We start from the raw sequence: 12,364 nt of genomic DNA on the forward strand, positions 1-12,364 counted from the left end.
GTTTTCGGCGACGCATAGGGGCCATTTTCTGACGTACACAGGGCCATCGCATGCCCTTCAAACGTGAGCATCTCCCGGTATGGGAGTATGGGGTATGGGAGGTTTTGCGGTAAAAAAATGCCCCCATGCACCCAAACTCCCGTACGCTTTTCGCTGCCACGGCGAGAATGCGGTTGCCCTGCTGACGCACGCAAGCCATTTGCATTTTGCCATCCCCACTCCTTTCTTGTCTTTCCTCTTCCCTCGACAGACCGCAACCAACATGGACGCATCACGGCGAACTACGATCAAGAAGCTGGCGGCCGGCGCGGCCGGCATCACGCTCGGCAGCGTGGGCATGACGGCGAAAAGCTACGCAAACATTCTGGGCGCGAACGACCGCGTCAACATGGCCACCATCGGGGTGCGCGGTCAGGGCTTCGGGCACCTGCGCCGCTGGGCCGGCATGGCGAAAGAAAACAACGTCATGCTGCGCACGATCTGCGACGTCGACGAAAGCCTCTATGCGGAGCGCGTGGATGAGGTGACGAAACTGCAGGGCGAGGCGCCGAAGACGGCGTACGACATGCGCAAGGTGTTCGATGACAGGGATATCGACGCGGTCTCGATCGCCACGCCGAACCACTGGCACGCGCTGGCGACGATCTGGGCCGTCCAGGCCGGCAAACACGTCTATGTCGAAAAGCCGTGCTCCCACAACATTTTCGAAGGCCGCAAGATGGTCGAGGCCGCGCGGAAATACGACCGCATCGTGCAGGTCGGCTTCCAGAACCGCTCGATCACCAGCGTCCGCCGGGCCATGCAGATGCTGCACGAGGGCGTCATCGGCGAGGTCTACATGTCCCGCGGGCTGTGTTTCAAGCCGCGCGACTCCTTCGGCATCGCGATGGACAGCGAGCCGCCCGCCGGACTTCACTACGACCTCTGGCTCGGGCCGGCGGCGTGGCGCCCCTACAACGAATTGAAGGGGCATTACAACTGGCACTGGCACTGGGATACCGGCAACGGCGACATCGGCAACCAGGGGCCGCACCAGTTCGACATCGCGCGATGGGGCCTCGGCAAAGACGAACATCCCGTCCGCGTCCAGTCCATGGGCGGCTACTTCAAGTTCAAGTCGACCGAATGCTCCCAGGAGACGGCCAACACGCAGACGGCCACGTTCGAATATGCCGACGGCAAGCTGCTCCAGTTCGAGACCCGCGGCCTCTACACCGGCGGCGAGGACAGCCTGGGCGTAAAGATCGGCAACACCTTTTACGGCACCGAAGGCTGGATGGAGCTCGACGGCAGCACCTGGAAAACGTATCTCGGCCGTAAGGGCGAGCCGGGGCCGAAGTCGGACGACTTCAAGGACGGCGACGCCGGCGGGCCGGCGCTGGGCTACCTCGCGGCGCCGGGCGGCGGCGGGCATTACAACAACTTCATCGCCGCCGTGCGTTCGGGCAACCGCAGCGACCTGACCTGCGACATCGAAACGGGCTTCTACTCGACCTGCCTGCCGCTCCTCGCGAACATCTCGTACCGGCTCCGCCGCGAACTCCAGTTCCACGGGCCCCTCGAGTGCTTCGTCGACGACACCCAGGCCGACGCCATGCTCACCCGGAATTACCGCGAGCCGTACGTGGTGCCGACGGCGGTGTGAGGCGGCGCGTCAAAATGTTCATGCTCGACCCCGGACGCAGCGGCGCCCGGGGTCGATGCGTTTCAGGGGCCGCTCACGCCGACTTCAGGGCAAGCAGCGTCCGCACGCGGCGGTCCGCCAGATACAGCGCGGCCCAGACGATGAGGCCCATGTAAACAGGAAACAGCGTGTGCGAGAACAGCGGGTTGCCCGCGCGCAGCTGGATGGCCACGGCGCCGCCGAGGTAGCCGGTCAGCAGCACGGCGCCGATCAGCGCGGTGCGTGGAATGGCGTACAGGATGCTGCAGACCAGGAGCAGCGCGCCGACGCCGGCGATCGCCGACTCCGGAAAAACGAGCTGCCGGTTGGCTTCGATCACCGGTTCGATCATCAGCAGCTTGGCGATGCCGTCGAAGGCGAAAAAGAGCAGCGCGAGGCCCTGCAGGATGCGGCCAGTGATGCGCTGCGCGCGCGAAGGGGAGCGCGAGGTTGGTTGCATAGTCGTGCGTGTCTGGGAGGATGGACGATCCACCCAAACCTAGCACCTGCCGATGACAACGCCATGTCAGGCCGGCGCCGGCGGGCAAAAAAATCAGGCGACCGTATCGGCGTGTTTGGTCTGCATCGCCGAGTGGAACAGGCTGAGGGTCCGCTTGGCGATGCCGGTCCACCCGAAGTTCTGTCGGGCGAAGCGGGCGCCTTCCACCGAAAGCCGGTGCGCCAGCTTCGGGTGCAGCAGCGGGAGGGCGAGCATGGTGCCGTATTCGATGGGGCGGTTCGGATCCGCGTAGAGCGCGTGGAGCCCGAACTGGATCAGCTCGAACAGCCCGCCGTGCACCGTGATGACCGACGGCGTCCCGCAGGCCATCGCCTCGATGGCCACCATGCCGAACGGCTCGTAACGGGACGGCAGCGAAAACACGCCGGCGGCGCGGAAGTAGTTCGCCAGATCCTCATCCGCGATGTATTTCGGCCAGATGATGCGGTCGGCGATGCCGAGCGCCTCGGCCTGCTGGAGCAGCGGGGCGATGCCGGCTTCGTCCTGCTCCGAATCGTCGCTCCCGATGGCGGCGACCAGGCGCGCGTCGGGCACCAGATCGAACAGGGTGGGCAGGGCGTCGATGAGCAGGTCGTAGCCTTTGTTGTGGGCCATCCGGCCCAGGGCGAGCACGTCGTGCGGGTGCAGGTCGTACCGGGCGCGCAGCGCGCTGAGATCCGCCTGCCGGACGGGCGAAAAACGATCTTCATCCATGCCCGGAGGGACCGTCGTGATGCGGTGCTCCATCAGATCGTACTGCTCCCGCAGCAGCTCGGCCTGCTGCACGGTCGTCGCGATCACATGGTCGCATTGCTGGTAGGTGAGGAATTCCTTCCGGATCCGTTCCTCGAACCGGTACTTCTCCATTTCCGCCGCCGTCATCCCCTCACCCATGTTGCGCTGTTTCCACCAGCCGAGTGAATGCGGGGTGTGGATATGGGGGATCTCCAGCTCTTCGGCGATCTTCTGCCCGGCCCAGCCGGCGTCCCAGTAGTGCGAATAGACGCAGTCGTACTGCAGCCCGCGTTCGCGGATCACGGAGAGGGTGTTGGTGACGAAATTCCCGAGGTGATCGTGCATGTTTTCCTTCGGGATGAAATCCGATCCGCCGAAGGGTACGCGCCAGACGCGCAGGTTGCGGTTGATCTCGTCGATCTCGGGCTGATCCTCGAACTGCCGGGTAAGGATGTCGACGCGCCGGCCGAGCCGGCTGAAGCGTTTGGCCATCTCGATCACGAAAACGACCTGGCCGCCGGTGTCGGGTTTTCCCAGTTCGGGTTCGGCCGCCACATAGCCGTGCACGGAGATGACGAGGATGTTGTTGATGATGGTCATGATGGATCGGGGTTGCGGGGCTGCGGGGGTTACGCCGCGACGATGTGGAGGTCGTGGCAGGCCCGGATGAACTCGGATGCGGACCAGGCCTGGAAGGCTTTGCCCATGGGCCGGCCCGTGCGGCCGTGCGCCCATTCGTTGAATTCCCAGGCGTGGGCGGTTCCTTTTTCGTTCAGCTCCGTCAGGCGATGCAGCTCGTGCAGCGCCAGCTCGCGAAGACCGAGCTTGTTGATATAACGCACCCAGTGGCCGCCCACGAACGGCCAGATGCCCCCGTTATGATAATGGTGAGGCAGGTTGAGGAGGTTGACGGCGTAATAGGGCCGCCAGTCGGGGTCGCCGCCCTGGACGGCGGGATAGAGGTTGGTGATCGGGTATGGATCGTTCACGCCGGCGCCCCACATGAAATTGAACGTCTGCGCCGCGCGCCGCGAATCCACGACATCGTACAGAAAGGCGAGGATATTGCCAAAGGTGTCGCACCGCCAGCTGAAGTTGAAGGGGGTGATCTCGGCGAGCAGGTACCGCACGTCGCCGATGGAATACTGGCGCTCGGCGAAGGTGATGCCGGCCGTCGGCGGCTGCTGCGTGCTCGGCCAGAAATTGAGCAGGATCTCGCGCTTGATGATGCGCGCCCAGCGGAGGTAGTCGCCGGCCTTCTCCTCGTGGCCGAGCATCTGGAGGAGCCGGCCGAAACAGACGGTGCAGCGGTACCACAGCACCTCGTCGTAGAGGACGTTGTAGCTCCGGCCGAAAAGGTCGGTCCAGTCGCCGGCTTCCGGGATTTCGAGCAGCGCGTCGTTGTTGCTGTCATGCGCGCTGAGCCAGTCCATCGCGAGCTGCAATTGCGGATAGTGCTCGCGGAGGAATTCGTAGTCGTGCGTCTGGGCGACGTAGGCGTAAAAGGCGATGATCACCCAGAGTCCGCTGTCGATGGAGGCGATGCCGCCCACGCCCGAATAATCGGGCCGGCCGTCCTCGATCCGCACGTTCGCGGGAAACTGGCCGTTCGGGGAGATATTCTCGATCAGCGTGATCAGCGTCTGCCGCTGGCAGGTGTGGATGTCCTCCCAATCTTTCGTGAGGGGGAGGGAGCCCAGGATGGCGATGGCGCTGTCGCGCGCCCACACGCTGCGGTAGTTCTCGTCGGTGCCGTTGACCTCGTTGTCGTCGAGCGAGCAGGCTGAAAACCCGACCGGCGTGATGTTCTTGCGCAGCGCCTCGATGGCGTTGTGGTAGCCGGTGCGGATGTGGGCGATCTGTTCGCCGGTGAGCTTGCCGAGGTCGGCGCTGGGGGAGATGTTGAGGGCCGCGTAGAGCGCGGCCGGCTCGTCCGTCGTCTCCGCCTGCCGCTCGGCGCCGATCACCTGATAGTGATGCAGGCCGGAAAGGACCGCGTTGGCGCAGATCTCGTGCGGCGGGGCGACGAAGAAGGATCCGGAGCGCGTCAGCTCCACCAGCTCGGGCTGCGCATTGCCGACGATGATGCCGCGCACCCCCCTTAGCGCAAACATCGCGCTGTCGTTGCCGCTGTCGCCGGCGACCAGGGTGCGGTTTTCCGGGATGTCGATGTGCCGGAGCAGCCAGCCGAGGGCATTGCCCTTGTTCGCCCACTTGGGGAGGACGTCCAGGTGCAGCGCGCTCGAGTAGATGACGTGGACGTCGAGGCCGGCCTTTTCGAGGGCTTTTTCGAGATCCTGGATCCGGGCGAGCGGCGCCTCGGCGTAATACCAGCTCGACTTGTAGTCGTGCTGGTAGTGATCGGGCTGCCGCGTGATCGCGCCGGGCATCTCCTGCACGATGGATTCGACGAGGGGTTTGTCCCAGCCTTCGTCGAGCATCTCCGAGAATTCCTTCAGGACCTGGCGCTCGCGGTAGTCGAACACATTGGTGCCCACGCCGCTGATCACGTAGTCCGGCGCCGGAAGCTGGCCGCGCCCGATCAGCCCCGAGACGTCGTCGAGCATCCGGCCCGTGTTGTAGCAGAGCAGGGGTCTGCCTTCGTCGAGCGACTCCCACGTCGCCTTGAACCGCCGCTCCGCGTCGCCGTCCCCGAGCAGGGTACCGTCCAGGTCGGAGGAAAAAAACAGGATATGGTTTTCGCTCATGTCGGAGTTCTTAACGGCCAGACCGCATGTTAAGGTTCCGAAATGAGGAGAACGGGTGCTCTTTTGATAAAAAGTTAAAACCCCGACACGGGGGTGTGCCGGGGTTTTGAGTTCGGGGTAGGGGAGGTCTAGCGGTAGTTGACCGGGGTAAAGCTTACGATACGGAAGGCGCTTCCGGGGCTGAGCATGCGTTTTCGCAAGTAGACCCCGCCGCCCTCGCGCTGGTCGCCCTCTTCGCCGGGGCCGGTGTTGCCCTCGATGGTCAGGCCGGCCTGCCCCTCCCAGCTGACGACCATGCCGGCGTGGCCATAGGGATCATCGGGATCCCGTTTGGCCTTCCAGACGACGATGGTTCCCGGCGGGATGGTCACGGTGCCGCGCTGGACCACGTTGGCCCGAAGACTGCCGAAAGAAATCGGATGGTTTTCCTCTCCATCCGGAAAAAAGATGAAGCTGCGCGCGTTGTCGATGAAATTGCGCGCTCCCGCCGTGCGTGTGCGCGGGTAAACGACCTCCTCGCCGGCGGCGTTCAGGCAGAACGAGACGAACGCGGCGCAATAGGGATAGCTCTTCCAGGTGCCGTCAGCGCGCTGGATGGGCTTCAGGCCAACCGAGCCCAGGAATTGCTCGACCTCGGTACCGCGATTCGAATCCTTGGGGTTCTCCGTCACCCCCAGGTACTTCCGCGCGGTCACCACATGAAGCGGCTCGGACGGCGCGACGTCCACGATGTCGACCTCCGGCAGGGCCGCCGGCGGGAGCTCCCGGGGCTGGCTGGAAGCGAGTGCCTGTTCCCCGACATGGATCTCCCGGGCGATATTCGCCATCGTGTCCGTAGGCGCCAGATCAGGATCTTTGCCGGCGCTGTGGTTGTCGACCTTGTTCGGAGCGCATCCGATGCTAAGCAGTAGCAACGCAGGCAGCCACGAGGATCGCGTAACCGAGAAAGAAGATACTGAGCGCAATATTGCCATTTTTCAGCTCCTGAATCGTTTCAATGTCGCGGAGGGCCCAAACGTCGAACAGGTAGAACAAGAACATGCCGATGAATACCTTGGCCAGGGCTACGGCGAACGCCGAAAACTCGACGGCGTAATTGAACGTGTACCAGACACTGAGCACGGATGCTACGAATAGCAATACGAAAAACTGCCATACTTTCATGGTGGTCGGACCTCCTCATGGTGGGTGAACTGAAGGACATGGATGGGCTTTCCCAGCCTCGCCATGCCGACAAAATATAGCTTATTCTGTCATTATCCAGTAAACACCCTTTATTTGCCTTTTGGATCATGCATTGGAGTCTACTACTATCCGCCGGCCTCGAGCACCTCGCGTCCAGATACGGCTATGCCTTCGTTCGCGCCACGGCCCGCGCGCGCCGGCTGGGTGTGGCCCTCTTCCTCGCCGGCCTCTGCCTCGCGTCGCCGGCGCGGGGACAGTCCGGCGCCCCGGAGCAGCGGTACTTCGACTGGACGGACCTGCCCTTCGCGGATGACGAATACGACCGACGCCGGCAGGGCATCGCGCGACAACTCCTCGATGCCGGCGGCGGGATGCTGCTGGTCCCCTCCCGCGACGGCGTGTCGCATGGCGAGACCTTCCGTCAACTCGACGATTTTATGTACCTCACCGGCCTCGAGCTGCCGAACGCGATCCTCGTCTTTAATGCCGATGCCCGCGAGATGCTGCTCTTTGTACCGGATCGCGACGCGCGTTTCGAAAACCCGGGCCGCCCGAACGACTTCCCGGGCCGGCCGGTCCTCGACGACACGCTGTTCGCACAAAAGACGGGCATCCCCATGCTGCCCCTCGCGCAACTCCGCGAGGTGCTCTCCGCCTGGGCCAGCACCGACCGGCCGCTGTACGTCAACGCCGGCGCGCCCGGCCCCATCACGCCCGTCGAGGTCGGCTACTTCGCCCACTTCACGCCGGCCGAGCATCTCATCCACTATCTCCAGACCACCTACGGCAGCGCGCGGCTCGAAAACGCGTATGCGATGTTCGCCCGCGTCCGGATGGTGAAGTCGAGCGCCGAGATCGCTCGTCTGCACGCCGCGGCGCGGCTGACCGGCAACGCCATCGCCCGGGCCGCGCAGCAGGTCAAACCCGGCGTCACGGAGCGCGACATGGAGGCGGTCGTCGAGGCGGCGTGCAAGGAGGGCGGCGGCCAGCGCATGCCGTTCGCGCCCATCGTCAAATCCGGTCCCAACGCCCTGTGGCCCTGGCGCATCCTGGCGGCGCACTACAACCGCCGCAACCGCGCCATGCAGGCCGGCGAAGTCGTCATCTTCGATGTGGGCTGCGAGCTGGGGTACTACGTGAGCGACGTAGGGCGGACGCTCCCGGTGTCCGGCACCTTCACCGAGGAGCAGAAAAAACTGCTGGACATGCAGCGCGCCGTATCCGATGCGATCATCGCGGCGGTGAAGCCGGGCGTCACCTTCGCCGACTTGCAGCAAGCCGCCCGCGCCGCCACGCCGGCCGAAGCCCTGCCCTTTATGCAGGTGGCCGACTTCTTCGGTCACCACATCGGCCTCGACGCCGGCGACCCCAGCCTCCGCGACGCCCCGCTCGAAGCCGGCATGGTCTTCACCGTCGAACCCTGGTACTACAACCACCGGACAGGCCAGTCGGTCTTTCTCGAAGATGTCATCCTCGTCACCGAACAGGGCGCCGAAAACCTGACGTCGTATCTTCCCCGAACCCCGGAACGGCTGGAAATGCTGATGAAGGGGCAGATTGACTTGACGGGGGAATGAGGGGGGCTGGATATGGGATATGGGATATGGGTTTTGTAATCTAAAAGCTCGATTCCGATCACTCAGGCCTGCCCCGCATTCCAAGACCCGCATCTCAAGACCCGCATCTCAAGACCCGCATACCGCATCCCAGCATCCAGGATCTAGCATCCAGCATCCAACAACCCCATGCCCGATACCCTTACCGCCGCCGCCACCCTCGCCAACGACGTCACGATGCCCTGGTTCGGGCTGGGCGTGTTCCGAAGCCAGGAGGGCGACGAAGTTGAAAACGCGGTCCGCTGGGCGCTGGACGCCGGCTACCGCAGCATCGATACCGCCAAGGTCTACGCCAACGAAACGGGCGTCGGCCGCGCCATCGCGGAGAGCGACGTGCCCCGCGAGTCGATCTTCGTGACCACGAAGGTCTGGAATTCAGATCAGGGCTACGACACCACGCTCCGCGCCTTCGATGCCAGCCTGGAGCGGCTCGGCATGTCGTACATCGATCTCTACCTCATCCACTGGCCGGTAAAGGGGAAATACAAGGACACGTGGCGGGCCATCGAGCGGATTTATAAAGACGGCCGGGCCCGGGCCATCGGGGTCAGCAACTTCCTGGTGCATCAACTCGAAGACCTGCTGGATAGCGCCGAGATCGTCCCGATGGTGGACCAGGTCGAGTTTCATCCCTACCTCCAGCAGCCGCCGCTGCAGCAGTTTGCCCGTGAACACGGCATCCTGCTGGAAGCGTGGAGCCCGATCATGAAGGGGGAAGCGGCCACGGAGCCGGTGCTGACGTCGATCGGCCGGCGGTATGGGAAGAACGGCGCGCATGTTGCGCTGCGCTGGATCCTCCAGAAAGGCATCGTTGCCATCCCGAAATCGGTCCGGCAGGAGCGCATCGTGGCCAATGCCCAGGTCTTCGACTTCGAGTTGACCCCCGAAGAGATGGCGCGGATCGACAGCCTCGACCGGCATCACCGGTACGGCCCCGATCCGGACAACTTCAATTTCTGACCCGTTGCGCCCCACCTCCCGGGGTGCGGTACCGCGTATGGTTCGAGGGACGTTCCTGCATCGCTACCTACCGGCGCTCGCCGTTTTCGCCGCGCTGGCGGGCGCCGGCTGCGGCGAGGGGCCGGCTCCGCTGGATCCGCTCGGCGGGGGCGTCATCGCCATCACGTTCGGCGCCGACGACAGGCAGGTCATCGAAAAGGGGACCATCACCTACCACCTCCAGATCACCGCGGCGCAACCCATCGAATGGGCGGTCCTCGAAGGCGAAGCGATCGCGCCGGATACCCTCGAGGCGGCGTCGGGTCTGCTGCGTTTCGTGTTCGGGTTTCAGGAGGAGGCGGATGTCGTGGGGCGCCGCGAGCGTCGCGTGCGGGTCCGTGCCGGCGGGGAGGAGGAAATCGCCAGTGTCTTTGTCGATATCGTGGGGCGGGATCGGGTGCCGATCCGGTTCGCCGTGTACGACATGACGGACCACCGGCGCCGGCTGGTGGACGGGGAGATCTGCTACGTGGAAGTGGGCGATACCGCCGCATCCTGCCATGCGGTCGAGGAAGACGGCGCCGTGAATACGGCGTTTCCTGTTGGCGGCACCTTCGACGTGTTTTACCGCGCCGACGGATTTACCTCCTACCGGCAGGCGGTGCAGCGGCAGGAGGGCGCCGTCGTCTACGACCGGCCTCTTTTCGCCGGCTGGGACCGCCCCATGCGGTTCACCGCCCTGGATCCGCTCGTCGTCGAGGGAGATCGCCTCACCCTCTACGCCATGCCGGACGCGTTTCCCGCGGAACGGTTCGCGGCGGCGGTGTCCGGCGGGGATCCGGATGCGCCGGTGAATGCCCTGCCGTTCCCCATCGAAGCCGCAACCGACACGCAAACGATCCCCTTCGCGTTTTACCGCCCGGAGAGCCCGGCCGCGGACGATGCCGGCAGGCGGGTGCACCCCGATGTCGAACCCGTCATCCGGCAGGCGCTGGCCGACTTTGCGGGGCTCGCCGGCAAGCTGTCCATCGCCTTTGTCATGGCGGATCGCATCGACGACGACGGCGCAACGGAGGCGATTCGCTTCGTGGGGGACTCGGCCGTGGCCGCGCCGGGCGTTGTCGAGTACAACCGCTCCTATCAGGCCGCGGCCGTTGCGGCCGGCCAGCCGGCGTATGCTACGGGCCTCGTCTATCGTACGGCCGGCGTTCCGCATCCGGCGCCGGAGCGGTTCGGGCTACGCCCCGCCCAGGGCGCGCTGTTGCGGACCCTGTTTCCGGCCCTCTCGGAGGACGACTTCGACGCCGTCGCCGGCGACGACGGGTACCGCCCGCTCGCCGTCGAACTGGTCGCCGTGTCCTATGCCTATTTCGGCCATCCGGGGCTGTTCAAGCCATAAAAAAAGCCCCGCCGCATCCGATGCGACGGGGCCTGCGCCAGGGCGCTAACCGTTTTACTTCACGATCACCGTGATCTTCTCCGACATGACGGGAGGATTGTGCGGCACGTGGTTTTTGTCGCCCAGCATGATCTGGAACGTGTAGGTGCCCGGTTCGAGGTCGAGCGTCACTTCCGTCTGCCCTTTCCCGAAATGCCGATGGTGATCATCGGACGGCAGCGGCATGTCCAGGGAAGGCATCTCGTCGACATTGATCATCAGGTGATGATGGCCGGTATCGGGGAAGTCGATGCCGGCCGGCGCGATGCCCATGCCTTTTAATCCGAATTTGATGGTGACGGGTCCGGTCACCACTTCGCCGTCGGCCGGCGAGATGATGTAGGCGGAAGCCCCGTTGGGAGACGGCGTGCGGGTCATCTGGGCGAGCGCCGGCGAGGAAAAGGCGAACGCGATGACCAGGAGGATTAGGAGCCGAGAATACGTCATGATATATCGATGGAATCAGAAGGATGCGGCGAAAAGGGGCCCCGCTTTCGCGTGACCGAAGCCGTTACATTAATGACGATCGCTCCGTAACGTTTCAGGCGGCCCCGGATCGCCTCGTTACGGGGCGTTTTTCAGGCTGACGGCGTCGGCCGTTGGAAAGTTGGGCGGGACGGGGATCGTCACCTTCCCGGTGGCCAGCCACTCGACGCTCCGGTTGAGCACCGTCCGGAAACCGACATCGTAAAAGGCGCGCTCGTCGTCCTGGTTGGCCCAGTGGTGGCCGGGGAGGAACGTCAGCACCTTGCCCTGGCCGTAGGGAATCCACCAGATCATCAGCTCGTTTTTGCCCGTGCCGCCCCAGGTGGTGTCCGAATAGGCCGAGGCGAGGATGTTCATGTTCTCGGCCGGCCCGCGTTGGCCGTGGTAGAGTTCGTCATGCGGATGCATCCACATGTCGGGCAGGCCTTTCATGATGGGGTTTTCCCGGTCCCGGATCTCGATCTTCCAGTCGTGCAGCTTGCCATGTCCCGAGCGCGGCCCTTCGCCAGGGCCGAGGCGGACGGGCGCGCCGGCGTCGTCGAGATAGACGGTCGTGCCGTCGTCGGGCCGGCGCCAGAGCATGCCCACCATCTGCTCGTACGCCGTCCAGCCGGGGAACGGGTTGTTCGAGGCGTGGACCATGAGCGCGGTGCCGCCGCCGTTGATGTAGGACTCGAAGGCCGATTTTACGTCGTCGGGCCACATCTCACCGTTGTAGTCGAGCACGACGACATCGTAGCTGCCGAAGTCCGGATGCCAGTCGTTCCACGCTTCCGGCGCGCTGCCTTTCGGCGGGGTGAGCGTCTTGGTGACCTCGAACAGCCCGGGCTCTTCCAGGATGTTCATGAGCAGGACGTTGGTTTCTTCCCAGGCGTGGTTGTTCTGGCCGCTGAGGAATAGGACGGAGGATTTTTCGGCGGGCATGTCGGATGTCGATGAGGCCTGCTGGCACGCGGATAGCGCAAACAACGCTACGACAAGGCTGTAGCCCGACAGGCGGAGGTAGGCGGTACGCATCGGTAAGGCGGGATGGGTTGGAGGGAAACGGTTAAGTATAGGCGTTGGGCGGGGGAGGATGCAAGGTGGCTTCGCATC

General features: G+C 64.4%; 11 protein-coding genes. 4 read left to right on the forward strand and 7 right to left on the reverse strand.

What is annotated here, in order from left to right; all coding sequences use genetic code 11:
- The first annotated feature begins 262 nt into the window (after positions 1-262).
- The gene (locus R2834_06935; GenBank protein ID MEZ4700047.1) at positions 263-1,645 is read left to right on the forward strand and encodes a Gfo/Idh/MocA family oxidoreductase; all 1,383 of its coding nucleotides are present in this window, start codon (positions 263-265) and stop codon (positions 1,643-1,645) included.
- Between the two features lie 73 nt (positions 1,646-1,718).
- Here the strand turns inward: R2834_06935 and R2834_06940 are convergent, their stop codons facing one another.
- The 5 genes from R2834_06940 to R2834_06960 form a co-directional block, all read right to left on the reverse strand.
- Positions 1,719-2,123 (reverse strand): DoxX family protein, encoded by a 405-nt coding sequence (locus tag R2834_06940; GenBank protein ID MEZ4700048.1) that lies wholly within the window; start codon positions 2,121-2,123, stop codon positions 1,719-1,721.
- Between the two features lie 93 nt (positions 2,124-2,216).
- Complete coding sequence (locus tag R2834_06945; protein MEZ4700049.1) at positions 2,217-3,497, reverse strand: glycosyltransferase; 1,281 nt, start codon at positions 3,495-3,497, stop codon at positions 2,217-2,219.
- Between the two features lie 29 nt (positions 3,498-3,526).
- The gene (locus R2834_06950; GenBank protein ID MEZ4700050.1) at positions 3,527-5,605 is read right to left on the reverse strand and encodes an HAD-IIB family hydrolase; all 2,079 of its coding nucleotides are present in this window, start codon (positions 5,603-5,605) and stop codon (positions 3,527-3,529) included.
- 128 nt (positions 5,606-5,733) lie between these two features.
- A complete protein-coding gene (locus tag R2834_06955; protein ID MEZ4700051.1) occupies positions 5,734-6,519 on the reverse strand; it encodes a CHAP domain-containing protein in 786 nt (261 codons plus the stop codon).
- The gene (locus R2834_06960) at positions 6,506-6,769 is read right to left on the reverse strand and encodes a hypothetical protein (protein MEZ4700052.1); all 264 of its coding nucleotides are present in this window, start codon (positions 6,767-6,769) and stop codon (positions 6,506-6,508) included. The genes R2834_06955 and R2834_06960 overlap by 14 nt, the downstream gene beginning before the upstream one ends.
- A 128-nt stretch (positions 6,770-6,897) precedes the next feature.
- Between R2834_06960 and R2834_06965 the strand changes: the two genes are divergently transcribed.
- The 3 genes from R2834_06965 (at position 6,898) to R2834_06975 (ending at position 10,744) form a co-directional block, all read left to right on the forward strand.
- On the forward strand, positions 6,898-8,367 hold the full coding sequence (locus R2834_06965; GenBank protein ID MEZ4700053.1) for a Xaa-Pro peptidase family protein: 1,470 nt from the start codon (positions 6,898-6,900) through the stop codon (positions 8,365-8,367).
- Between the two features lie 168 nt (positions 8,368-8,535).
- Entirely contained in the window at positions 8,536-9,366 is an 831-nt protein-coding gene (locus tag R2834_06970) for an aldo/keto reductase (protein MEZ4700054.1), read from the forward strand.
- A 37-nt stretch (positions 9,367-9,403) separates the two neighbouring features.
- On the forward strand, positions 9,404-10,744 hold the full coding sequence (locus R2834_06975; protein MEZ4700055.1) for a hypothetical protein: 1,341 nt from the start codon (positions 9,404-9,406) through the stop codon (positions 10,742-10,744).
- Between the two features lie 54 nt (positions 10,745-10,798).
- Here R2834_06975 and R2834_06980 read toward each other — a convergent pair whose 3' ends face one another.
- The gene (locus R2834_06980) at positions 10,799-11,230 is read right to left on the reverse strand and encodes a DUF4399 domain-containing protein (protein MEZ4700056.1); all 432 of its coding nucleotides are present in this window, start codon (positions 11,228-11,230) and stop codon (positions 10,799-10,801) included.
- Positions 11,231-11,347: 117 nt separating this feature from the next.
- Positions 11,348-12,286, reverse strand: coding sequence for a ThuA domain-containing protein (locus tag R2834_06985; GenBank protein ID MEZ4700057.1), 939 nt, complete (start codon positions 12,284-12,286; stop codon positions 11,348-11,350).
- Positions 12,287-12,364 lie beyond the last annotated feature (78 nt).

It is taken from the genome of Rhodothermales bacterium (assembly GCA_041391505.1).
Taxonomy (GTDB): domain Bacteria; phylum Bacteroidota; class Rhodothermia; order Rhodothermales; family JAHQVL01; genus JAWKNW01.